Origin of the sequence: Herbaspirillum sp. CF444 (assembly GCF_000282135.1) — a bacterium.
Taxonomy (GTDB): Bacteria; Pseudomonadota; Gammaproteobacteria; order Burkholderiales; family Burkholderiaceae_D; genus Herbaspirillum.
In genome coordinates, this window is sequence record NZ_AKJW01000021.1 from 1 (window position 1) to 24,352 (window position 24,352).

A 24,352-nucleotide genomic window follows, 5' to 3' on the forward strand; every position below is an offset into this window, starting at 1 on the left:
TGTTGCTCCAGCGGCTGCCGCCGCCAAGCCGGCACTGCAACAAGTTGCTGCTCCCGGCAAGCCAAGCCTGGAAAACCGTCCTGAAGAGCGCGTGCCGATGAGCCGCCTGCGCGCGCGCGTGGCCGAGCGTCTGCTGCAATCGCAAGCAACCAACGCGATCCTGACGACCTTCAACGAAGTCAACATGCAACCTGTGCTGGACCTGCGCGCCAAGTACAAGGACAAGTTCGAAAAGGAACACGGCGTCAAGCTGGGCTTCATGTCCTTCTTCGTCAAGGCGGTTGTGCACGCACTGAAGAAGTACCCGATCGTCAATGCATCGGTTGACGGCAACGACATCGTCTACCACGGTTACTTCGACATCGGCGTTGCAGTCGGTTCGCCACGCGGTCTGGTGGTTCCGGTTCTGCGCGATGCGGATCAGATGTCCATCGCCGACATCGAAAAGAAGATCGGTGAATTCGGTCAAAAAGCCAAGGACGGCAAGCTGTCCATCGAAGAACTGACCGGCGGCACGTTCACCGTGTCCAACGGCGGCACCTTCGGTTCGATGCTGTCGACACCGATCATCAACCCACCGCAATCGGCGATTCTGGGCATCCACGCCACCAAGGATCGCGCAGTGGTTGAAAACGGTCAGATCGTCATCCGTCCGATGAACTACTTCGCCATGTCTTACGACCATCGCATCATCGACGGCCGCGAAGCCGTGTTGAGCCTGGTCGCCATCAAGGAAGCGCTGGAAGATCCGGCACGCTTGTTGTTGGATCTCTAATTATCAGGACCTGAAACAAGGCGCAGGGAAAACAGAGAAGCCGGATCATCGTCCCTCTGTTCTCTCGGCGCCTTTTTTCTCTTTTGTATTGGTGCCGGACCGTGATCGGTCTGCGCACATTCAAAAACGCACTAGGATAAAACTATGAGCAAAAATTTTGACGTGGTCGTCATCGGCGGCGGCCCTGGCGGCTACATCGCTGCAATTCGCGCAGCACAACTGGGTTTCAACACCGCGTGTATCGATGAGTGGAAAAACGAGAAGGGCGGTCCTGCACCAGGCGGCACCTGCACCAACGTCGGCTGCATTCCGTCGAAGGCGCTGCTGCAATCGTCCGAGCACTACGAGCATGCCGGCCATGCGTTCAAGGATCACGGTATCGACGTCAAGGGCCTGAGCCTGAACCTGCCGCAAATGCTGGGTCGCAAGAACACCGTCGTCAAGCAAAACAACGACGGCATCCTGTACCTGTTCAAGAAGAACAAGGTCACCTTCTTCCATGGTCGCGGCAGCTTCGTCAAGGGCGACGCCAACGGCTACGAAATCAAGGTCGCCGGCGCAACTGAAGAGTCGATCACTGCCAAGCAAGTCATCGTCGCCACCGGTTCCAATGCACGCGCATTGCCGGGCGCACCGTTCGACGAAGAACTGATCCTGTCGAACACCGGCGCGCTGGCCATCACCGAAGTCCCGAAGAAGCTGGGCGTCATCGGCGCCGGCGTGATCGGCCTGGAAATGGGTTCGGTCTGGCGTCGTCTGGGCGCGGAAGTCACCGTGCTGGAAGCGCTGCCGACATTCCTCGGCGCAGTCGACGAGCAAATCGCCAAGGAAGCGCAGAAGCTGTTGGCCAAGCAAGGCCTGACAGTGAATCTGGGCGTCAAGATCGGCGACATCAAGGCCGGCAAGAAAGACGTCAGCGTCGACTACACCGACGACAAGGGCAATGCGCAAAAGGCCGTGTTCGACAAGCTGATCGTGTCGATCGGCCGTACCCCGAACACCACCGGCCTGAACGCTGAAGGCATCGGCCTGAAGCTGGATGAGCGCGGTTTCATCGCCGTCGACGGCGACTGCAAGACCAACCTGCCGAACGTGTGGGCGGTGGGGGACGTCGTGCGCGGTCCGATGCTGGCGCACAAGGCGGAAGAAGAAGGTGTTGCCGTTGCCGAGCGTATCGCCGGTCAACACGGTCACGTCAACTTCAACACCATTCCCTGGGTCATCTACACCTCGCCGGAAATCGCATGGGTCGGCAAGACCGAGCAGCAACTGAAGGCTGACGGCGTTGCTTACAAGGCCGGCACTTTCCCATTCCTGGCAAACGGTCGCGCACGCGCACTGGGCGATACATCGGGTATGGTCAAGTTCCTGGCGGATGCCAAGACCGACGAAATCCTCGGCGTGCACATCGTTGGCCCAATGGCGTCGGAACTGATTTCCGAAGCCGTGGTAGCGATGGAATTCCGTGCCTCCGCCGAAGACATCGCACGTATCTGCCACGCTCACCCATCGTTGTCCGAAGCAACGAAGGAAGCCGCACTGGCAGTCGACAAGCGCGCGCTGAACTTCTGATGAATCGGGTTTACCTTTACTGGTAAACTCCGGTCATCATCGATGGGCGAGCCTGGCTCGCCCATTTTCGTTTTAGTCGTTCCCGTTTTCACAAAGTCGGCCATCCCGGATGCTCCGGATGACGCGAATTAAAAATAAAGATCAACCATGGATGTCCGCGAATTCTACGATCATGCACTAAGCGAGCGTGGTTTCACATCAGACGAGGCGCAACAGCGCGCGATCGATCGTCTGCAGCGCGCCTATGAAGAATGGGTCGCGTTCAAATCGCAGCGCTCCAGCACCTTCAAGCGGCTGATCAATCGCCCGGACGTGCCGCGTGGCGTGTACATGTGGGGCGGTGTGGGGCGCGGAAAATCCTTCCTGATGGACAGCTTCTATTCGGTCGTGCCGCTGGTGCGCAAGACGCGTCTGCACTTTCATGAATTCATGCGCGATGTGCATCATCAGCTTGACGAACTCAAGGGCATCGCCAATCCGCTCGATGAAGTCGCGCGCCGCATCGCCAAGAAATATCGCCTGATCTGCTTCGACGAATTTCACGTGTCGGACATCGCCGACGCGATGATCCTGTACAACCTGTTGACTGGCTTGTTCGACAATGGCGTGTCGTTCATCATGACCTCGAACTACCAGCCGGAGACGCTCTATCCCGACGGCCTGCATCGCGATCGCATGCTGCCGACCATCAAACTGCTCAACGAAAAACTCGACGTGATGAACATCGACGCCGGCGTCGACTATCGCAAGCGCGCGCTGGAGCAGGTCAGGATTTATCATTCGCCGCTCAATGCCAAGACCGACAGCGAGCTGCGCGAAGCGTTTGCCGCCGTGGCGGAAACCGCCGACGAAGATACCCGCGTGCACATCGAAGCCCGCGAAATCCGCGCCTTGCGCCGCGCCGGCAGCGCGATCTGGTTTGATTTTGCGACCTTGTGCGGCGGACCGCGCTCGCAGAATGATTACCTGGAAATCGCCAGCCGTTTCCAGACCGTGATTTTGTCGGGCATTCCCCGCATGTCGGCGGCGATGTCGTCCGAGGCGCGCCGCTTTACCTGGCTCATCGACGTGTTTTACGACCACAAGGTCAAGCTGATCATGTCGGCGGAAGTAGAGCCTGAGGAGCTTTACACCGCAGGCACGCTGTCAAATGAGTTCCACCGCACGGTTTCACGTATCATTGAAATGCAATCGCGCGAATATATGGATTCCGAGCGCCGTCTCGCCGCCGATAAGCTTTCCTGAATATGGACAAGGGTTACATGCATTTATTTTTTGAACATTCTTCCCGTCGATTGCTGGCTTGCGCCGTCGTGTGGCTGACGCTGTTGCCGTTGACCGCGTCGGCAGCGGAGCACGTATATGGAACGCCGGGGCAACCGACGTTCGACCAGCGCCATCCGTCCGGATCGATTCAGTCGGCCGATGCTGCTGACGACATCCTCATCGAGGCGGACAAGGAGCGTCAGGTCATCAACGATCAATACATCGACGATCAGCGTGCCTGCTACCGCAAGTTTTTCGTGGCTTCCTGCCTGGAGGATGCCAAGGAGCGCAATCGTGTCGCCGTGAGGCAGGTGCGCGATGTTGAAGTCGAAGCCAATGCCTACAAGCGCCAGGCCAAGGCCGATGAGCGCGACAAGTCGCTGGCCGAGCAGCACGCCAAGGACGAACAAGAGGCCCTGCGTCGCGCACAAGACCAAAAGGAAAAGGCTGCGGCCTCCGAGCGAAAGATACAGGAGAGCATGGCCAAGCAGAAGCAGGTGACGGAGCGCGAAACCCAGACTGCAGGTCAGGCCGACCTGCGTGTGAAAGCCCATGAAGCGCAAGTGCGCCAGAAGCAGGCCGAAGAAGCCGCCAAGGCGCCGCAACGGGCTGCCAATGAACAGGCCTACAAGGAAAAAGTAAAGCAGGCGGAAGCACACCGCAAGGAAGTCGAAGCCAAGAAGGCCGAGAAAGAACGCGAGCGTGCCGCCAAGCAACGGCAGGCGCCTGCTGCCGCCCCGGATCCGGCAGCGCCGAGCGCGACGCCGTCCAAATAAACCGTCCATGCTGCCGCTCGAGGGCGGCAACGATTGTTGACCGGCAGCAGGTGGATTACACTATCAGCAGTTCTTTTCCTTGGTCGCGGCTGTTTGCAGCCGCTCGCCATTTTTGTAATAGAAGCCACCATGACCATGACGCACCGCGAAGATATACAGCGCCGTATTATCGAATTGGAAGTCGAACATCGTGACCTGGATGCGGTGATCGACATGCTTTCGCAGGAAACCCGTCATGAAGAATTACAATTGCGTCGTCTGAAGAAGCGCAAGCTGCAATTGAAGGATCATATTGTGTTGCTGAAAATGCAATTGACTCCCGATATTCCGGCCTGATCGTCATCACCCGTTCGTGATTTTTGCGGCTGTCCTGTAAGCCTTGTGCATGAAAAGGCCGTATCGGACCTGAGCGACAATTCTTGTCGATGGCCCGTCCGGACAATATCCGGCAGCGCTTCTTTCATCCATTCCCTTGTTGTCCGGTTTAACCTCTTTACAGGCATTAGTCAGTGAGTTCCATCGAAGATACCGCAGCACCCGTTCCACATGGTATCCATGATGCCGAGGTTGAGCAGCTTTTCGGCGCAGGCGGCCCGTTGGGCGGCCAGGTGGGCAGCTACCGTCCGCGCCACTCGCAAACAGAAATGGCCAAGGCCATTGCCGATGCCATCGCCGGTCAACGCACGCTGATCGCAGAAGCCGGCACCGGCACCGGCAAGACCTTTGCCTATCTGGTGCCTGCCTTGCTGTGGGGCGGCAAAGTCATCGTGTCGACCGGCACCAAGAACTTGCAGGACCAGCTTTACCTGCGCGACATCCCCACCGTGCGCAAGGCCTTGAGCGCGCCGGTGTCGGTGGCCTTGCTCAAGGGCCGCTCCAATTACGTCTGTCACTTTCATCTCGAACGCACGCTGCAAAACGGTCGCATGACATCGCGCGACGACGTCGCTTATCTGCGCGAAATTTCGCGCTTCATGAAGACCACGTCGTCCGGCGACAAGGCCGAATTATCCAAGGTGCCGGAGACCGCGCCGATCTGGAATCTGGTCACCTCGACCCGCGACACCTGCTTCGGCGCCGAGTGCCAGTACTATCAGGATTGCTTCGTCATGAAGGCGCGCAAGGAAGCGCAGCAGGCCGACATAGTGGTGGTGAATCATCACCTGTTCTTTGCCGACGTCGCGCTCAAGGACACCGGCGTGGCCGAGCTGCTGCCGACCGCCAATACCGTGATCTTCGACGAAGCGCATCAGTTGCCGGAAACCGCGACGATGTTCTTCGGCGATACCGTGTCGACCTCGCAAGTGCTGGAACTGTGCCGCGACGTGCTGGCCGAAGGCCTGTCGCATGCGCGCGACGGCGCCGATTGGGCCAAGGTGGTGGCGCCGGTCGAAAAAGCCGCGCGCGATTTGCGGTTGGCGTTCCCGGAAGATATCGTGCGTCTGGCGGTCAACCAGATCGCGCCGTCGAGCGTGTTCTTCCCGGCGCTGGAAACCTTGCGCGACAAGATGGATGAGATGATCGCGGTCCTGGAGAAGCAAGCCGAACGGGCCGAGACCATCGAGCAGTGCCGCACTCGCGCGATCGAGCTGTCGCACCAGCTCGATAGCTGGAACGGCGCGCAAGACAAGGCCACAAGCGAAGATGGACAGGCTTACGTGTTGTGGGTCGAGGCGTTCACGTCGTCGCTGCAACTGCATCGCACGCCATTGTCGATTGCGCCGATTTTCAACAAGCAGCGCGAAGGCGTGCCGCGCGCGTGGATCTTCACCTCGGCGACGCTGGCCGTGAAAAACGATTTCAATCACTACACTTCGCAGATGGGGTTGTGGGACGAACCTGCGCAATCGTGGCCGAGCCCGTTCAATTATGAGCAGCAGGGCTTGCTGTATGTCCCCAATAATCTGCCGCAACCCAATTCGTTTGAATACACCGATGCGGTGGTCGATGCCGCCTTGCCGGCGATCATTGCCGCCGGCGGCAGAACCTTCCTGTTGTGCACGACCATACGCGCCGTCAATCGCGCGGCCGAGCGCCTGCGTCAGGAATTCGAGACGCGCGGTTTGCCGTTCCCGTTGATGGTACAGGGAGAAGCGGGCCGCACCGAATTGCTGGATCGTTTTCGCGCCGCCGGCAATGGCGTGTTGATCGGCAGCCAGAGTTTCTGGGAAGGCGTCGACGTGCGCGGCGATGCACTGTCGCTGGTGATCATCGACAAGCTGCCGTTTTCGCCGCCTGACGATCCGGTGCTGGCGGCGCGGATTGCCGAACTGGAAAAACAAGGCTTGAGCGGTTTCATGCACCATCAGTTGCCGGCCGCCATCATCAACCTGAAGCAGGGTGCGGGGCGTTTGATTCGTGACGAGAGCGATCAAGGCGTCCTGATGATTTGCGATCCACGGCTCATCTCGAAGGCGTATGGCCGTCGTATCTGGCAAAGCCTGCCGCCGTTCAAGCGCACCCGCGAAATTGGCGCGGTGGAAGATTTCTTCGCGCGCCGCGCCGCGCTGGCTGCGGCTCCCGACGTCGCTGAATCCTGATCAATTTCAAGAGCGGCGGCGTATCCGGCATCTGCAATTTCCTGGATTGGGCCAAGGATGCCAAAGGCCGTCCCAAGCGTTCTCAGGGCAGCAAGATTTCGCTCGCAAGACGCTATTTCTGTACGAATTTGACGGGGGCGTTCGGTTAAAATGGCGGGATGAAAATTTTAATCAGTAACGACGACGGCTATCAGGCTCCAGGCATCCTGGCGCTGGCTGATGCCTTGTCCGCAATTGCCGAGATCACGGTGGTCGCACCCGACAGCAATCGTTCGGGCAGCTCCAACTCGTTGACGCTGGACCGCCCGTTATGGGTTGAGCGCGCCGGCAACGGTTTTTATTATCTCAATGGCACGCCGTCGGACTGCGTGCACGTCGCCTTGACAGGTTTGTTGCCGGAACGTCCCGACCTGATCGTCTCCGGGATCAACCAGGGACAGAACATGGGCGACGACACCTTGTATTCCGGCACGGTGGCGGCGGCGACCGAAGGCTTCCTGTTTGGCATTCCGGCGATCGCCTTTTCGCAGTTGCACAAGGGCTGGCAGCATCTCGACAGCGCTGCGCGCACCGCGCGCGACATCGTCGAGCGCCAGTTCGAGGAACTCGCCAAGCCTTATCTGCTGAACGTCAACATTCCCAATCTGCCGTATGCGCAGTTGAAACCTTGCGTGGCGACGCGACTCGGCAAGCGGCACACGTCCGAGCCGGTCTACAAGATGCGCGATCCGCATGGCAAGGACATCTACTGGATCGGCCCGGCCGGTGCCGTCAAGGACGCGGGCGAGGGGACGGATTTTCACGCCACTGCGCAAGGACATGTGTCGATCACGCCGCTCCAGATCGATCTGACGCATACGGCGCAACTGGCCAGTCTGAAGAAGGCTTTGGCATGACCGGCAAATCGAGTCGCTTCCCCTTGTCCTTGTCTTCGGTGGTCGAGAAGAAAGGCAAGTCGTCGGCAACGGTTTCCGGCAAGACGTCGACGCAGTCCGCCGCGCCGACGCGCACCGTCGTGACGCCGCAGACGGCGACCAGAAACGCGGCCCAGGATTCCGGTCGCCAGGCGGCCAGGGCACAGGCTGCGCAATCCGCGCAGCCGGTCGGCAAGCCTGCCGCGCGGAGCGCCTTGCCGACGCCGATCCCGACCGCCAACCGGCAAGCGCCGCTGGTGTCGGATGCCGTTCGCAAAGCCATGGTGGCGCGCGTAGCCAGGCAGGGCGTGAGCGACGCCAAGGTATTGGCCGCAATGGAAGCGGTGCCGCGGCACATGTTCATGGAGCCGGCGCTGTCGAGCCAGGCTTACATTGATGCATCGTTGCCGATCGGACATCATCAGACGATCTCGCAGCCTTATATCGTTGCCCGCATGATCGAAATCATGCGCGACAACAATAAAGGCAAGGTGCTCGAGCGCGTGCTGGAAATCGGTACCGGTTGCGGTTACCAGGCGGCGGTGTTGTCGCTGGTGGCCAAGGAAGTGTATTCGATTGAGCGTATCAAACCGTTGCATGAACTGGCCAAAACCAATTTACGACCGCTGCGCATCGCCAACATCCGCTTGCATTACGGAGATGGTATGCTAGGTCTGCCGCAGGTGGCGCCGTTCGACGGCATCATTCTTGCCGCGGCCGGCCTGGAAGTGCCTCAGGCTCTGCTGGAGCAGCTGGCGATAGGCGGGCGTCTCGTGGCGCCGGTCGGGGGGCGTCAGCAAATGCTGCAGTTGATAGAGCGCATCGGCAAGTTTGAGTGGACCAGCGAAACCCTGGAAGAATGCCATTTCGTGCCTCTGCGTCCCGGCACGGTGTAACAAGAAATAGAAAAAGCAGCACAGCCACGGCAACAGGGTGCAGGATCAGGCCTTGCTTGTCCCGATGAACTTCTCGCGCAAGGCGCGGGTCAACGTTATCGTTGTACAAAATTAATGTAATGAGCATGAAAAAAATTCGTTTGGTTTGCTTGGGGATTACCGTCAGTCTGCTTGCAGCGTGTTCGACTACGCCGCGTACCGCGGCCCCTGTCGTGGATCGTACGGGGAGTTCCGCCAAGCCTGTTGTCGACGCGACCAAGCCGGCGGCAGCTGTCGCGGCAACGCGTCCTGATGGAAAAGGTTATTACACCGTGAAGAAGGGCGATACGTTGTACCGCATCGCATTGGAGTCGGGGCAAAGTTATCGCGACATCGTCGCATGGAACAATCTGACCAATCCGAACGACATCAAGGTCGATCAGGTGCTGCGCGTGACGCCGCCTGATGGCGTGCAAACCGGCGCAGTCGTGGTCGGCGGCACGTCGGGAGGGATCGAGGTCAAGCCGTTGGGCGCTTCGACGCCTGCCAACAACGGTATCGCGGCGCCGGTCGCCGGCGTTGGCAGCAACAAGATCGGCCCGCGCGGGGACAAGCGTGCTTATTCGGACAGCACATTGGCTGAGATGGAAAAACCGGATACGGCGCCGACCAGCGCAGCTGCGGCAGCGCCGGCAAAGACCGAGCCGGCCCATGCGGCGGACAAACCGGCGACTGCGCCTGCAACTGCGGCGCCGGCAGCTGACGACGACGCCGTCTCATGGATGTGGCCGGCCGAAGGCAAGGTCGTCGGCACGTTCGACGGCGGCAAGAAGGGCGTCGACATTGCCGGCAAGAGCGGCCAACCGGTGCTGGCGGCCGGGGCAGGCAAGGTCATGTATGCCGGCAGCGGCATCCGCGGCTACGGCAATCTGGTGATCGTCAAGCATACGAACAATCTCTTGTCGGCCTATGCGCACAACAAGACGATATTGGTGAAGGAAGGGCAAGCAGTAACCAAGGGGCAGAAAATTGCCGAGATGGGGAATTCGGATAGCGACAGCGTCAAGCTGCACTTCGAAATTCGTCAACAAGGCAAACCTGTCGATCCGTCGAAATATCTTCCGCCACGTTAGCGTATGAGCTCACGCCCTCACGATCACCTGCCAGATGAAGAGTCCCGATCGGACGATCCAGTCGAGCCATTGGATGCCGCCGACGATCTGGAAGTGATTGACGAGGGCGAGCCTTCAGAAGGCGATGGGGACGCAGAAGTTGTCGTCGCCGTCGAAGGTGTCGAGGAACTGAAAAAGGTCCTCGCCGCGGAACTCTCTACCGATACCACTCAGCATTACCTCAATCAGATTGGCACGCGACCGTTGCTGACTGCTCCAGAAGAGCTGTATTTCGCCACGCTGGCCAAGCAGGGCGATTTCGCTTCCCGTCAAAAAATGATCGAACACAACCTGCGTCTGGTGGTGTCGATTGCCAAGCATTACATCAATCGCGGCGTGGCCTTGCTGGATCTTATCGAAGAAGGCAACCTCGGCCTGATGCGCGCCATCGACAAGTTCGAACCCGAGCGCGGCTTTCGCTTTTCGACCTATGCCACGTGGTGGATACGCCAGAGCATCGAGCGCGCCATCATGAACCAGGCGCGCACGGTGCGTTTGCCCGTGCACATGGTGCGCGAACTGAACCAGATCCTGCGCGCCAAATACCATCTGGAAGCGCAGCAGCATGACGGCCGCGACGCCACCGCCGAAGACATCGCTCATCTTGTCGATCGACCGGTTGAAGACGTGCAGGACGTCCTGACGCTGTCCGAGCATGCCGCTTCGCTCGATACGCCGTTGGACAACGATCCTCAGGCCAGCCTGATCGATCTGCTGCCTGGTTCGAACGATGAAAATCCCGATACCCAGGCGGAATCGCATGAGATGTCGATATTGATCCGCGACTGGCTCAAAAATTTGCCGGATAAACAAAGAATCGTCATTACGCGCCGTTTCGGCCTCGACAACGACGACCCCTCGACGCTGGAGCAACTGGCGACCGAGATGGGCATCACCCGCGAGCGTGTACGCCAGGTCCAGCAAGAGGCGCTCATCAAGCTCAAACGCACGCTGGTCTCACGCGGCGTCAGCAAGGATGCGCTGTTTTAGCTTCCCTCCGCTCCCCGGATCGCCGACAATAGCGGTTTTGGTCTTCTAAGGTTGCGACGGCGGCCGTATTCATAGTTTCTATGCAGCAAAATATCATCGATATCAAAGCCCTTGACATGGACGGGCGCGGCGTCGGCCATCTGGCGAACGAGGATGGCACTCAAGGCAAAGTTGTGTTCGTAGAAGGCGCGTTGCCGGGAGAGCAGGTCAGCTTCCATTCTTATCGTAAGAAACCGAAGTGGGAAGCCGCCACCATGACGGCCTTGCATCGCGAATCTTCATTGCGCGTCAAACCGCAGTGCGATTATTTCGGCATTTGCGGCGGCTGCGCAATGCAGCATCTGGAGCCTTCCGCGCAAGTCGCCATGAAGCAACGCGTACTGGAAGACAATCTGTGGCATCTCAGTAAACTCAAGGCTGAAACCATGTTGCGCCCCATCTACGGGCCGACCTGGGGTTATCGCTATCGCGCGCGGATATCGGTCAAGAACGTGGTCAAAAAAGGCACCGTGCTGGTTGGTTTTCATGAAAAAAAATCGCCCTTCGTGAGCGACATGAAAACCTGCGAAATCTTGCCGCCGAACGTTTCTGCGATGCTGGTGCCGCTGCGTCATCTGATTGGTTCGCTGTCGATCATTGAGCGCCTGCCGCAAATCGAACTGGCGATTGGCGAAGGTGATGACGGGCAGAAAACGACGGTGATGGTGCTGCGCGTGATGGAGCCGCCGAGCGCCGAGGATGAGGTCAAGCTGAAGGCTTTCGCCGACGAATACAAGGTCGAATGGTGGCTGCAACCCAAGGGGCCGGATACCGCCTATCCTTACTATCCGCCGCAGTCGAATCTGCACTACACCTTGCCTGAATTCGGCATCCGGATGCCGTTCAAGCCGACCGATTTCACCCAGGTCAATCATCAGATCAATCGCGTGCTGGTGGCGAGAGCCTTGCGTTTGCTGGATGCGCAGCCGGACGATCGTGTCGCGGATCTGTTCTGCGGGCTGGGTAACTTCACCTTGCCGATTGCGACGATGGCAAAAGAAGTGGTCGGCATCGAAGGAAGCACCGCGTTGACCGAGCGTGCGGCCGAAAATGCCGAGGTCAACAATGTCGCCGGGAAGACGTCGTTCCATTGCCGCAATCTGTTCGAAGCGACGACGGAGGATTTTGTCGCCTTGGGCAAGTTTGATCGCATGCTGATCGATCCGCCGCGCGAAGGCGCGTTGGAAGTCTGCAAAGCCATTGCCGGTCTTGGCGAGCGGCACGCACATTTGAAGCCCAAGCGTATCGTCTACGTGTCGTGCAATCCCGCGACCTTGGCGCGTGATGCCGGTGAGCTGGTGAATGGCGGTGGTTACCGCCTGAAGCTAGCCGGTGTGGTCAACATGTTCCCGCATACGGCGCACGTGGAATCGATGGCGATTTTTGATTTGGACGAATGAATCGATTCGTTGCCTGGTTGAGCTGAAGGCGTAAAAAAGCCGACCGGAAGGTCGGCTTTTTTTATTGGGAACGCCGGATCAGTCGCGGTTGCCGCCAAAGATGCCGAGAATCGACAGCAGGTTGACGAACACGTTGTACACATCCAGGTAAATACGCAGTGTTGCCGAGATGTAATTGGTTTCGCCGCCGTTGATCACTTGTTGTACGTCAAACAAGATGTAAGCGGAGAAGATCGCAATGGCAACCACGGAAATCGTCAGTTGCAGCGCCGGCAATTGCAGGAAAATATTCGCCAGCGAGGCGACGATGATCACCAGCAAACCGGCAAACAGCCATTTGCTCATGCCCGAGAAGTCGCGCTTGGACACCGTGGCGACGGTCGCCATCGCACCGAAAATCAGCGCTGTTCCGCCGAACGCGGTCATGATCAGCGAGCCGCCGTTGGAAAATCCCAGCGTGTATTCGATCAGGCGCGACAGCATCAGCCCCATGAAGAAGGTGAAGCCGAGCAGGACGGCAACGCCCAGTCCCGAATTCTTGGTCTTTTCGATTGCGTAAAAGAAACCGAACGCCACTGCCATGAAGACGACGAAGCCGATCATCGGGCTGCCGGCGAACATGCTGAAATGCATTTGCACGCCCAGCCATGCGCCCAGTACGGTCGGGATCATGGACAATGCGAGCAGCCAGTAAGTGTTGCGCAGCACACGGTTGCGTGCGACGGCGGCGGTGCTGACAGTTTCAAATGCGTTTTGTGGGTATTGGCTCATTCTTCCTCCAGTTGCGTTAAATGCGAACCAAGCATAGCACGATGGTCCTGTGTAAGACAGGATTGGGGGTGCGAAGTTCTGCGAGGGATTTTCTCCCGGATTTGTCAGAATGTCATGCTTTGCAGCGAATTAGGCTGATAAATGGCCTTTTCATGGTAGAATCAAAGGTTGATTGAATTGTTGATTAACGGCTTTAACCCTTTCTTTTTATTGGAGTTTTTACACATGGCAATTGAACGCACCCTGTCGATTATCAAACCGGACGCAGTTGCGAAAAACGTGATTGGTCAGATTTATTCCCGTTTCGAAAACGCCGGCCTGAAAATCATCGCTGCGCGCATGATTCACTTGTCGCGTGCGGAAGCTGAAGGTTTCTACGCGGTTCACCGCGAGCGTCCTTTCTTCAAGGATCTGGTTGACTTCATGGTCTCCGGTCCTGTGATCGTGCAAGCCCTGGAAGGCGAAAACGCCATCCTGAAGCACCGCGACCTGATGGGCGCAACCGATCCGAAGAAGGCAGAAAAAGGCACGATCCGCGCCGATTTTGCTGACTCGATCGACGCCAACGCAGTGCACGGTTCCGACGCAGCAGAAACAGCCAAGGTTGAAATCTCGTATTTCTTCCCGGCGCTGAATATCTATTCGCGTTAATTTGCAGCAAGTTGTCCTTGATGTTTAGTGATCTATGCATCAAGGTTAACGAAAAGTGGTACATGTCATGACAACAGCTCTCACCAATCTGCTGGATCTGGATCCCGCGCAACTCGTCGCTTACTGTGGCGAGTTGGGTGAGAAGCCGTTTCGCGCCAAACAATTGCAACGTTGGATACACCAGTACGGTGTCGCCGACTTTGCCGAGATGACCGATCTCGCCAAATCACTGCGTGAAAAGCTGTCCACGCGCGCGTTCGTCGCAGCGCCGGCCATCATCAGTGATCATACTTCTACCGATGGCACCCGCAAATGGCTGGTGGACGTCGGCAACGGCAATGCCGTTGAAACCGTATTCATTCCCGAAGAAACCCGCGGCACCCTGTGTATTTCGACCCAGGCCGGCTGTGCAGTGAACTGCCGCTTTTGCTCGACCGGCAAGCAGGGTTTCAACCGCAATCTGAGCGTCGGCGAAATCATCGGCCAGCTCTGGATGGCCGAGTTTGAGTTGCGCAAGACCAAAGGTATTGAAGCCGGCCCGAAAGGCGAGCGCCAGATCACCAACGTGGTGATGATGGGCATGGGCGAGCCTTTGCTGAATTTTGAACCTACCGTTACCGCGCTGAAGCTGATGCTCGACGATAACGCGTACGGTCTGTCGCGCCGCCGCGTGACTTTGTCGACCAGCGGCGTGGTGCCGATGATCGACAAGCTGTCGCAGGAATGTCCCGTGGCCTTGGCTGTGTCGCTGCACGCATCGAACGATACTTTGCGCGATGGCCTGATTCCCCTGAATAAAAAATATCCGCTGCAAGAACTGATGGCTGCCTGCAAGCGCTATCTGGAATTCGCGCCGCGTGATTTCGTCACGTTTGAGTACTGCATGCTCGATGGCGTCAACGACAGCGACGCGCATGCGCGCGAGCTGGTCGCGCTGGTGCAGGGCGGCGGCGACGGCAAGGCCGCCGTGCCGTGCAAGTTCAATCTGATTCCTTTCAATCCCTTCCCTGAATCGGGATTGAAGCGTTCGCACAATCCTCGCATCAAGGCGTTTGCCCAGATTTTGATGGACGCGGGTCTCGTCACGACCATTCGCAAGACGCGCGGCGACGATATCGACGCCGCGTGCGGCCAGTTGGCCGGCGAAGTGAAGGATCGCACGCGCGTGCAGGAACGCATGCAAAAGATGACCGAGTATCAGCAAAAATTCGGCAAGGATTTCGGCCGCATCGTGGAGATATCCGGGTGAGGGGAGGTTGGCAGAACAGTGTTGTTGCCTTTGCGCTGGCGCCTGCTTTGCTGCTGACTGGATGTGCATCTTCCAAGTCCGACAAGGCTGCTGCCGCCGTTCCTGATCACTCTGCTCCCAGTCTTCCGCGCGTTGCGGTTCGCGCCGATGCGCAAACGCGCGCCGACATCCGTTTGCAACTGGCGATCGGGTATTACGAGCAGCGTCAGTTTGCAGTGGCCGTGGAAGAAGCCGGGCTTGCCTTGCAGGCCGTTCCCGATTTTGCCGACGCCTATAGCGTGAGAGCGCTGGCTTACATGGACATGGGACAGCCGAAGTCGGCCGAAAGAGATTTTTTGCAGGCGATCAGGCTGGCGCCCGGCAATCCGGACTTTGTCAATAACTACGGCTGGTTTTTGTGCAGCGACGGTCGTGCTGCTGAAGCAATGCCGCTTTTCGAAGCGGCGATCGGCAATCGTTCGTACCGGTCGCCCGGCAAGGCGCTCGCCAACGCCGGTGCCTGTAGTCTGAAATTGCAGGATGCAGAGGCAGCGGAACGCTATTTTGCGCGCGCTTTTCAGTATGAACCTGCCAGTCTTGCGACGAATGTGAATCTGACCAAATTGTATTTCGACCGGCGTGAGTTCGAGCGTGCTCGCTTTCATATCGGTCTTGCAGCAAAGAATAACGTCCTGGATGTTCAGGCACTATGGCTTGCCATCAGGATTGAACGTAAACTAGGCAATCAATCAGCCGAAAATGATCTGGCGGTGCAGTTGCGCCGCCGCTATCCGTCTTCGTCAGAATACGCGGCTTATCAACGTGGAGCATTTGATGAGTGATCAGCAGGGAAATGAAGCGCCCGTCCCCGAATTCGTATCGGGAACAGAAGAGGTAAGGCAGGTCGCATTACCCGGAGCGCAATTGGCGGGACAACGCCAGGCCAAGGGCTGGTCTGTAGAACATGCAGCAAGTCAGCTGAAGTTTGCAACACGACAAGTTATCGCCCTTGAGGCCGATAACTATGCGGCTTTGCCGGGGCCTGTCATCGTCAGGGGGTTTGTACGAGCCTACGCCAAGTTGCTGGGGCTGGACGCCAATGCATTGGTGGCGCTGCTGCCGCAGGAAGGTTCGGCGCATAACGCGGCTATCGTGCCGCAACGCACGCTGTCGACACCGTTTTCGGAGTCGCCGCTGCCTCTCGGGAATCGCAGCAAAATCTCGCCCGGCTTGATCGTGGGCGGCATTTTGGTGGTTATCCTGGCCGGTGCGGCAGTGGCTGTGCATGAGACCGATGTGTTCGACGGCATACCGCAACTGGCCTGGCTGAAATCAGCCGGCAACAAGGCCGCTACAACCGAAGAGCCGCAAGCGCAGGCCCAGGCGCAGGCGGAAACGCAGGATTTGCCTCCGGAAGTTCAGGACGGTTCGGACAAGAGCAAGCTGGAGAAGGTGGAGTCGGCGGTGGCAAGCGCGACGAACTCGGCGATCACGAATGTGTCCGAACGAGTGGCAAGCGTGGTCTCGGCGCAGTCGCCTCAGCCTGAAGCCGCTCCTGCAGAGAAACCCGCAGCGTCGGCTCAGCCTGCCGCTGCCGCTGCCGTTACGTCAGCGCCGGTGAATCCGACCTCTCCTGTAACCGGCGGGCTGAATATCAGCAACAGCAAGGATTTGCTGCGACTGACTTTCCGTGAAGACTCGTGGGTCGAGATTCGCCGCAACGACAAGACGACCATGATTTCCCGTCTGCTGAAGGCCGGCACCTCGGAGTCGTTCGATATTACCGAGCCGGTAACGCTGGTGATCGGCAATGCCGCCGGTGTTGATGCCAGCCTGCGCGGTTCCAGGCTGGATTTGCAGACTAGCAGCAACAGCAATGTGGCTCGTCTGAGTTTGAAATAAACAAGTATGTCATCTTCATTTTCTCCAATTGCATCAGGTCCGCTGGCTCGTCGCCAGAGTCGCCGCGCGGTCATCAGCTATGGTGCGCGTCAGGTTGTCGTCGGCGGCGGCGCACCCGTGATGGTGCAGTCGATGACCAACACGGACACCGCCGACGCCATTGGCACCGCGATCCAGATCAAGGATCTCGCGCGCGCGGGCTCGGAAGTGGTGCGCATCACGGTGAATACGCCGGAAGCGGCAGCTGCGGTACCGGCGATTCGTGAACAATTGGATCGCATGGGCGTGGATGTGCCGCTGGTCGGCGATTTCCATTACAACGGCCATACGCTGCTGAACGATTATCCCGATTGCGCGCAGGCGTTGTCGAAGTACCGCATCAATCCGGGCAATGTGGGAAAAGGCGCCAAGCGCGACACCCAGTTTGCGCAGATGATCGAAGTCGCTTGCCGCTACGACAAGCCGGTACGCATCGGCGTCAACTGGGGCAGTCTCGACCAGGCGCTGCTGGCGCGCATCATGGACGAAAACGCCCGGCGCAAAGAGCCGTGGCCCGCCCAGGCGGTGATGTACGAAGCATTGGTGACCTCGGCGATTGAAAATGCCCAGCGCGCCGAAGAGCTCGGCATGGCCGGCGACAAGATTATCCTCTCCTGCAAGGTCTCCGGTGTGCAGGACCTGATTGCGGTGTATCGCGAACTGGCACGCCGTTGCGATTATCCTTTGCACCTGGGGTTGACCGAAGCCGGCATGGGCAGCAAGGGCATCGTTGCATCGACTGCGGCTTTGTCGGTATTGCTGCAGGAAGGCATCGGCGACACCATCCGTATTTCGCTGACGCCGGAACCGGGTGGCGACCGTACCCGTGAAGTGATCGTCGGCCAGGAAATTCTGCAGACCATGGGCTTGCGCAAGTTCACCCCGATGGTAATCGCTTGTCCCGGTTGCGGCCGGACGACATCGACGGTGTTTCAGGATCTGGCAGACAAGATCCAGACCTATCTGCGCGATCAGATGCCGGTCTGGAAAGGCGTTTATCCCGGCGTCGAGAGCATGAACGTTGCCGTCATGGGCTGCATCGTCAACGGTCCCGGCGAATCCAAGCATGCGAACATCGGCATCAGCCTGCCGGGCACGGGGGAGTCGCCTGCCGCGCCGGTTTTCATCGACGGCGAAAAACGCATGACGTTGCGCGGCGATCGCATCGCGGAAGAGTTCCAGTCCATCGTATTGGAATACGTGCAATCGCATTACAGCAAACAATCCGCGGCCTGAAGGGTCGCGCTGGTCGTCGCAACCGCGGGAAAGCCTGTGTTAAGCCCGTCTGTTGCCGGCGACATAACCTTACTGAATACAAGCATGTCTGAAAACAAGAAAATCGAAAAAATCGTCGGCGTCAAAGGAATGAACGACATTCTTCCCGCCGACGCGCCGTTGTGGGAACTGTTTGAGAACACCGTGCATTCGGTGTTGAAGAGCTACGGCTTCCAGCAGATCCGCACGCCCATCGTTGAACCGACCGCCTTGTTCTCGCGCGGCCTCGGCGAAGTCACCGACATCGTCGAAAAGGAAATGTATTCCTTCACCGATTCCATGAACGGAGACAATCTGACCCTGCGTCCGGAAAACACCGCCAGCGTGGTGCGCGCGGCGCTTGAGCACAACCTGACCTACGACGGTCCCAAGCGTCTCTGGTACGCGGGCCCGATGTTTCGTCATGAGCGTCCGCAACGCGGCCGTTATCGCCAGTTCCATCAGGTTGGCGCCGAAGCCCTGGGTTTCACCGGCCCGGATATCGATGCCGAGTTGATCATGATGTGCCAGCGCCTGTGGGATGATCTCGGCTTGCAGGACATCCGCCTGGAGCTTAACTCCATCGGCAACGCCGAAGAGCGCAACAAGCATCGCGCCGATCTGATCGCCTATTTCGAACAGCACAAGGAGCTGCTCGATGCGGATGCGCAACGTCGCCTGCATTCGAATCCGCTGCGCATTCTGGATACCAAGAATCCGGCGATGCAGGACATGGTCAACGGTGCGCCCAAGTTGCTGGATTATCTGGGCGAAGAATCGCGCACGCATTTCGAAGGCGTGCAGAAGATCCTGAACCACAACAACATTCCATTCACGATCAATCCGCGCCTGGTGCGCGGCATGGATTATTACAATCGCACCGTGTTCGAATGGGTGACGGATCAATTGGGTTCGCAAGGCACCGTTTGCGGCGGCGGTCGTTACGATCCGCTGATCGAAATGTTCGGCGGCAAGCCGACGCCGGCCTGCGGCTTTGCCATGGGCGTCGAGCGTCTGCTGGAGCTGATGAAGGCCAGTGGCGAACAATACGCGCCGAACCAATGCGACATCTATCTGGTCCATCAGGGCGAAGCCGCGCAACTGCAATCCTTTGTCATGGCGGAAAGATTGCGCAGTGCGGGGCTGGATGTTGTGCTACATTGCGCATCGGCGAGCGCCGGCGGCAGCTTCAAATCGCAAATGAAAAAGGCCGATGCCAGCGGTGCGGCGTTTGCGGTCATTATCGGCGAAGACGAGGTGACGAATGCAACGGCGACGGTAAAGAACCTGCGCGCGGCGGAAGGCGAAAGCAACCAGGTCACGGTGCCATTCGATGGCGTGCCGGACTATGTGGTGGATCAGATCGTCGGCGACCACGACCATGATCACGACCACGTTCATTATCACCCTTAATTTTTAGACATATTTCATGGCATACGATCTCGAAGAACAAGAACAGTTGGCTTCCATCAAGGCATGGTGGAGCAAGTACGGCAATCTTCTGACCTGGGTGTTGATCATCGCGCTGGCCGCTTACGCCGCCTGGACCGGCTGGAATACCTATCTGAACAAGCAATCCCAGCAAGCGTCGCAGCTCTACGATGAGCAGTTGCATGCGGTGGAAGCGAAGGACAACGCGAAGGTCTTGCGCGCCGCCACCGACATGCAGGACAAGTTCAGCGGCACCGCCTATGCGCAGATGAGTGCGCTGGTGGCGGCCAAGGCGGCATTCGAGGCCAACGATGTCGATAATGCCAAGAAGCAGTTGCAATGGGTCATCGACCACGGTCGCGACGCGGAATACAAGGCGATCGCGTCGATTCGTCTGGCCGGCTTGCTGCTGGACGCCAAAGCCTACGACGAGGGGCTCAAGCTGCTGGCCGGTGATTTTCCTGCGCAGTTTGCCGGTGCAGTCGCCGATCGCAAGGGCGACATTCTGGTGGCGCAGGACAAGCGCGATGATGCGCGCGCTGCGTATCAACTGGCGCTGGACAAGACAGATCAGCGCAGCCCGGGCCGTCAGCTGATTCAATTGAAGCTTGACGCCATCGGCGGCGCTCCAGCCAAGGCTGCGGCCTGATCATCGCCATAACCGCACTCCAACATCGTGAAATTCGGTAAGAGGAAAAACAATATGCGTCGTGAGTCACAAGTCGTTTCCAAGCGTGCAGGTTCGTTGGCTGTCAAACTGGGGGCTCTGGCTGCAGTCGCCGTGTTGTCGGGCTGCTCGCTGTTTTCCAGCAAGAAGGAAGTGAATCCGCCGGCGGCATTGGTCGAGTTCAAGCAAACCTTGCGCACCACGACCGTCTGGACGGCTTCGGTGGGCAAGGCCGGCAATTTCCAGTTCAGCCCGGTTTATGCTGCCGACAGCATTTTTGCTGCCGGGGCTGACGGCACCGTCACGCGCCTGAACGCGGCGACCGGTCAAGCGATGTGGCGCATCAGCGCCGGCTCGCTGACTGCCGGTGTGGGCAGCGACGGCAATACGGTTGCCGTGGTGGGCGAGAAGGGTGTCGTCCAGGCTTTTGACGCCAGCGGCAAGTCCTTGTGGAAGGCGTCGGCGCCAACCGAAGTATTGTCCGCTCCTGCTGTCGGCTACGGTCTGGTGGTGGTGCGCAGCATCGATAACCGTATCACCGCGTTCGATGCGGAAAACGGCACCCGCCGCTGGAGCATCCTGCGACCGTTGCCGACGCTGACGCTGCGTACGGCGCCAGGCATCGTCCTCGACTCCCAAAGCGCTTATGTCGCCTTGCCGGGCGGTCGTTTGTCGGTGTTGGCGTTGAATAACGGCGGCCCGCGCTGGGAAGTCGCCGTGGGCGATCCGCGCGGCACGACTGAACTCGAACGTATTGCCGACGTGTCCGGCGTGCCGGCGCTGGGCGTGCGCGATGTGTGCGCAGTGGCTTATCAGGGACGTATCGGCTGTTTCGATGTCGGCAATGGCAACGTTCGTTGGGGCAAGGAATTTTCCAGCGATTCCGGCCTGACGCTGGATGGCCAATATGTTTTTTCCGCAGACGACAAGGGTGGTGTCAGTGAGTTTTCCCGCGATACCGGCGCCTCGATGTGGCATAACCCCAAATTGTCTTATCGCCGCCTGTCGGCACCGATTGCGGTTGGCAAAGCGGTCGCAGTGGGAGATTATCAGGGTTACATCCATTTCTTGTCGCGCGACGATGGTTCGTTCGTCGCCCGTACGAGTACTGACGGCAGCCCGATTCAAGTGACGCCGATTGCCGCTGGGCAAAACGTCGTTTTTCAAACTCAAGCAGGAACACTGGTCGCCTTGGCGGCAGAATAATATTTAATGAAGCCGGTTATTGCACTTGTTGGTCGTCCCAATGTCGGTAAGTCGACATTGTTTAATCGGCTCACCCGTTCGCGTGATGCGCTGGTCGCAGACTTGCCCGGGTTGACCCGGGATCGTCACTACGGCGAAGGCCGGGTCGGCGAGCGCCCCTTTCTGGTGATTGATACCGGCGGTTTCGAGCCGGTCGCCAAAGAGGGCATCATGTATGAAATGGCCAAACAGACCAAGCAGGCCGTGGTCGAGGCCGATGTCGTGGTATTCATCGTCGATGGTCGTCAGGGGCTGACCCCGCACGATAAAACCATCACCGATTTCCTGCGCAAGTCCGGACGTTCGGTCATGCTGGTGGTCAACAAGGCCGAGGGCATGAAGTACACCTCGGTGACGGCCGATTTCTACGAGCTTGGCCTAGGCGATCCTTATGTGATCTCCGCCGCGCATGGCGATGGCGTCGCCGATCTGGTCGATGAAGCACTGGATATCGCCGTTGCCCAGCGTCCCGATCTCGGTGAAGAAGTCGATGTCGCGCGCGGCATCAAGATTGCCATCGTCGGCCGTCCGAATGTGGGCAAATCGACGCTGGTCAACACCTTGCTGGGCGAAGAGCGCGTCATCGCGTTCGACATGCCGGGCACCACGCGCGACTCGATCGAAATCCCGTTCGAACGCGACGGCAAGCAATACACGCTGATCGACACGGCGGGTATCCGCCGTCGCGGCAAAGTGTTCGAAGCGATTGAAAAATTCTCCGTCGTCAAGACCCTCCAGTCGATCTCGGAAACCAACGTCGTCCTGCTGTTGCTCGACGCACAGCAGGATATCTCCGAGCAGGACGCGCACATCGCCGGCTTCGTGCTGGAGTCGGGACGCGCGCTGGTGGTGGGCGTCAACAAGTGGGATGGTCTGCAAAGCGATCGTCGCGACGAGATCAAGATGGATCTGGAGCGCAAGCTCAGTTTCCTGTCGTTTGCTAAATTCCATTTCATCTCGGCGTTGAAATCGACCGGCATCGGCCCGTTGATGAAATCCATCGATTCGGCCTACGCCGCCGCCATGTCCAATCTGACCACGCCCAAGCTCACGCGCGCCCTGATTGAAGCAGTCGAACATCAGCAGCCGCGCCGCAAGGGATCGATCCGTCCCAAACTGCGCTACGCGCATCAGGGCGGCATGAATCCGCCTGTCGTGGTGATTCACGGCAACGCCCTTGAGGGCGTGGACGACAGCTACAAACGCTATCTCGAAAAGCATTTTCGTGAAACTTTCTCGCTGGTTGGCACTCCACTTCGTATCGAGTTCCGCTCGAGCAAGAATCCTTTCGTTCGCCAGGATAATAAATAGTCGTCAATCTTGGCGGTACGTAGGAAATCGTTTACATTCATAACGCATAGATTGGTAAAGCACTTGAAATTTTCTCAGGTGCCTCCAAATCCTAATCACAACAACACAGTGGAGCTGCCATGAGCAACAAAGGGCAATTGTTACAAGACCCATTTCTTAACGCCTTAAGAAAAGAACACGTCCCCGTTTCCATCTATTTGGTAAACGGCATCAAACTGCAAGGTCATGTGGAGTCGTTCGACCAGTACGTCGTCCTGCTGCGCAATACCGTCACGCAAATGGTATACAAACATGCCATTTCCACCGTCGTTCCAGCACGTGCCGTCAATTTGAGTCTCGATTCGGCAGAATCGGAATAATGGCTTATTCAGCCGGCTTTACGCCGTGTGCATTTTGATATGCGTGCCGCGCTAGTCGGCCTGGATTTCGGCAAAAGCGATTTTGCCGCTAGTCTGGATGAGCTGTTTCTGCTGGCAAAGTCCGCTGGCGCCGAGCCCGTTACCACCATTACGGGCAAGCGCGCCAGTCCGGACGCAGCCTTATTTGTCGGTTCGGGCAAGGCTCAGGAAGTCGCTGACGCCGTCGCCGATCTGCAACTCGACATTGTTATCTTCAACCACGCTTTGTCTCCTGCCCAGCAGCGCAATCTCGAGCGCGTGCTGAAGACGCGCGTGCTCGATCGCACCAGCCTGATTCTCGATATCTTTGCCCAGCGAGCCAAAAGCCATGAGGGCAAGGTTCAGGTCGAGTTGGCGCAGTTGCAACATTTGGCGACACGCCTGATTCGCGGCTGGACTCACTTGGAACGGCAAAAGGGCGGTATCGGCCTGCGCGGTCCCGGCGAAACCCAGCTGGAAACCGACCGCCGCTTGCTCGGCGACCGCGTCAAGGCATTGCGCGGGCAATTGGCAAAGTTGCACCGCCAGCACGCTACGCAACGTCGCGCTCGCGGGCGCAACGATACCTTTTCCGTGTCCCTGGTCGGCTATACCAATGCCGGCAAGTCGACGGTCTTCAACGCCATGGCCAAAGCCGGCGTGTATGCCGCCAACCAGTTGTTTGCCACGCTGGACACGACCTCGCGTCGCGTCTATCTGGGCGAAGTCGGCCATGTCGTGATTTCCGATACGGTCGGCTTTATCCGCGAGCTGCCTCACCAGTTGGTGGCGGCCTTCCGCGCGACGCTGGAAGAGACCATACACGCCGATTTGCTGCTGCACGTGGTCGATGCGGCAAGCCCGGTCCGGATGGAGCAGATCGAACAGGTCAATCTGGTGCTGAAAGAGATCGGCGCGGATCATATTCCGCAGATTCTGGTCTGGAACAAGATCGATGCCGCCGAGCTGGAACCGGCAGTCGAGCATGACGAGTATGGTAGAATCCACCGGGTTTTTATTAGTGCGAAAACCGGTGCAGGCCTGGATTTGTTGCGGCAGGCAATTGCCGACTCACTCAGGTCTTCGATCGAGGCGCGCCGAGGTGCGCAGTCTCAGGTTGTCGATTCTCAAGATGTGCACGCGCATTAGGTCGCTTC

The 24,352-nt window shown here is 58.4% G+C and carries 23 protein-coding genes; 22 read left to right on the plus strand and 1 reads right to left on the minus strand.

The window, feature by feature from the left end; all coding sequences use genetic code 11:
* From odhB to rlmD, 11 genes are all read left to right on the plus strand, one after another.
* A partial coding sequence (odhB, locus tag PMI16_RS05475; RefSeq protein ID WP_007877241.1) for a 2-oxoglutarate dehydrogenase complex dihydrolipoyllysine-residue succinyltransferase occupies positions 1-775 on the plus strand: 775 nt, incomplete at its 5' end.
* A gap of 144 nt (positions 776-919) precedes the next feature.
* Positions 920-2,347, plus strand: coding sequence for a dihydrolipoyl dehydrogenase (gene lpdA / locus PMI16_RS05480; protein ID WP_007877242.1), 1,428 nt, complete (start codon positions 920-922; stop codon positions 2,345-2,347).
* Between the two features lie 147 nt (positions 2,348-2,494).
* Positions 2,495-3,592 carry a cell division protein ZapE gene (gene zapE, locus PMI16_RS05485; protein WP_007877247.1) on the plus strand — a complete coding sequence of 366 codons (1,098 nt, stop codon included), beginning with the start codon at positions 2,495-2,497 and terminating at the stop codon, positions 3,590-3,592.
* A gap of 17 nt (positions 3,593-3,609) precedes the next feature.
* Complete coding sequence (locus PMI16_RS05490; RefSeq protein WP_007877249.1) at positions 3,610-4,389, plus strand: hypothetical protein; 780 nt, start codon at positions 3,610-3,612, stop codon at positions 4,387-4,389.
* A 129-nt stretch (positions 4,390-4,518) separates the two neighbouring features.
* Complete coding sequence (locus PMI16_RS05495) at positions 4,519-4,725, plus strand: YdcH family protein (protein ID WP_007877251.1); 207 nt, start codon at positions 4,519-4,521, stop codon at positions 4,723-4,725.
* 173 nt (positions 4,726-4,898) lie between these two features.
* Positions 4,899-6,929: an ATP-dependent DNA helicase gene (locus tag PMI16_RS05500; protein ID WP_007877253.1), complete on the plus strand. Its 2,031-nt coding sequence runs from the start codon at positions 4,899-4,901 to the stop codon at positions 6,927-6,929.
* A 158-nt stretch (positions 6,930-7,087) separates the two neighbouring features.
* Entirely contained in the window at positions 7,088-7,825 is a 738-nt protein-coding gene (gene surE, locus PMI16_RS05505) for a 5'/3'-nucleotidase SurE (RefSeq protein WP_007877256.1), read from the plus strand.
* Positions 7,822-8,739, plus strand: coding sequence for a protein-L-isoaspartate(D-aspartate) O-methyltransferase (locus PMI16_RS05510; protein ID WP_007877258.1), 918 nt, complete (start codon positions 7,822-7,824; stop codon positions 8,737-8,739). The genes surE and PMI16_RS05510 overlap by 4 nt, the downstream gene beginning before the upstream one ends.
* A 125-nt stretch (positions 8,740-8,864) precedes the next feature.
* The gene (locus tag PMI16_RS05515; protein ID WP_007877259.1) at positions 8,865-9,851 is read left to right on the plus strand and encodes a peptidoglycan DD-metalloendopeptidase family protein; all 987 of its coding nucleotides are present in this window, start codon (positions 8,865-8,867) and stop codon (positions 9,849-9,851) included.
* A gap of 3 nt (positions 9,852-9,854) precedes the next feature.
* Positions 9,855-10,880, plus strand: a complete 1,026-nt coding sequence (gene rpoS / locus PMI16_RS05520; RefSeq protein WP_007877260.1) for an RNA polymerase sigma factor RpoS — start codon at positions 9,855-9,857, stop codon at positions 10,878-10,880.
* Positions 10,881-10,960: 80 nt separating this feature from the next.
* Positions 10,961-12,319 carry a 23S rRNA (uracil(1939)-C(5))-methyltransferase RlmD gene (gene rlmD / locus PMI16_RS05525; RefSeq protein WP_007877262.1) on the plus strand — a complete coding sequence of 453 codons (1,359 nt, stop codon included), beginning with the start codon at positions 10,961-10,963 and terminating at the stop codon, positions 12,317-12,319.
* A 78-nt stretch (positions 12,320-12,397) separates the two neighbouring features.
* Here the strand turns inward: rlmD and PMI16_RS05530 are convergent, their stop codons facing one another.
* A complete protein-coding gene (locus tag PMI16_RS05530; RefSeq protein ID WP_007877263.1) occupies positions 12,398-13,090 on the minus strand; it encodes a Bax inhibitor-1/YccA family protein in 693 nt (230 codons plus the stop codon).
* 225 nt (positions 13,091-13,315) lie between these two features.
* Here PMI16_RS05530 and ndk point away from each other — a divergent pair, with 225 nt between their 5' ends.
* From ndk to hflX, 11 genes are all read left to right on the plus strand, one after another.
* Positions 13,316-13,741 (plus strand): nucleoside-diphosphate kinase, encoded by a 426-nt coding sequence (gene ndk / locus PMI16_RS05535; RefSeq protein ID WP_007877268.1) that lies wholly within the window; start codon positions 13,316-13,318, stop codon positions 13,739-13,741.
* Between the two features lie 67 nt (positions 13,742-13,808).
* Positions 13,809-14,990: a 23S rRNA (adenine(2503)-C(2))-methyltransferase RlmN gene (rlmN, locus tag PMI16_RS05540; RefSeq protein ID WP_007877270.1), complete on the plus strand. Its 1,182-nt coding sequence runs from the start codon at positions 13,809-13,811 to the stop codon at positions 14,988-14,990.
* Positions 14,987-15,811, plus strand: coding sequence for a type IV pilus biogenesis/stability protein PilW (gene pilW, locus PMI16_RS05545; RefSeq protein WP_007877272.1), 825 nt, complete (start codon positions 14,987-14,989; stop codon positions 15,809-15,811). The genes rlmN and pilW overlap by 4 nt, the downstream gene beginning before the upstream one ends.
* Positions 15,804-16,871 (plus strand): RodZ domain-containing protein, encoded by a 1,068-nt coding sequence (locus PMI16_RS05550; protein ID WP_007877274.1) that lies wholly within the window; start codon positions 15,804-15,806, stop codon positions 16,869-16,871. Before pilW ends, PMI16_RS05550 begins: the two co-directional genes overlap by 8 nt.
* Positions 16,872-16,877: 6 nt before the next feature.
* Positions 16,878-18,146 (plus strand): flavodoxin-dependent (E)-4-hydroxy-3-methylbut-2-enyl-diphosphate synthase, encoded by a 1,269-nt coding sequence (gene ispG / locus PMI16_RS05555; protein WP_007877277.1) that lies wholly within the window; start codon positions 16,878-16,880, stop codon positions 18,144-18,146.
* An 84-nt stretch (positions 18,147-18,230) separates the two neighbouring features.
* Positions 18,231-19,577, plus strand: coding sequence for a histidine--tRNA ligase (gene hisS, locus PMI16_RS05560; protein WP_007877279.1), 1,347 nt, complete (start codon positions 18,231-18,233; stop codon positions 19,575-19,577).
* A 16-nt stretch (positions 19,578-19,593) separates the two neighbouring features.
* Entirely contained in the window at positions 19,594-20,244 is a 651-nt protein-coding gene (locus PMI16_RS05565) for a tetratricopeptide repeat protein (protein ID WP_007877281.1), read from the plus strand.
* Between the two features lie 54 nt (positions 20,245-20,298).
* A complete protein-coding gene (gene bamB, locus PMI16_RS05570) occupies positions 20,299-21,468 on the plus strand; it encodes an outer membrane protein assembly factor BamB (protein WP_007877283.1) in 1,170 nt (389 codons plus the stop codon).
* 6 nt (positions 21,469-21,474) lie between these two features.
* Positions 21,475-22,818 (plus strand): ribosome biogenesis GTPase Der, encoded by a 1,344-nt coding sequence (gene der / locus PMI16_RS05575; RefSeq protein WP_007877285.1) that lies wholly within the window; start codon positions 21,475-21,477, stop codon positions 22,816-22,818.
* A 119-nt stretch (positions 22,819-22,937) separates the two neighbouring features.
* Positions 22,938-23,177, plus strand: coding sequence for an RNA chaperone Hfq (gene hfq / locus PMI16_RS05580; protein WP_007877286.1), 240 nt, complete (start codon positions 22,938-22,940; stop codon positions 23,175-23,177).
* Between the two features lie 39 nt (positions 23,178-23,216).
* Positions 23,217-24,344, plus strand: coding sequence for a GTPase HflX (gene hflX / locus PMI16_RS05585; protein WP_007877288.1), 1,128 nt, complete (start codon positions 23,217-23,219; stop codon positions 24,342-24,344).
* Positions 24,345-24,352: the final 8 nt, after the last annotated feature.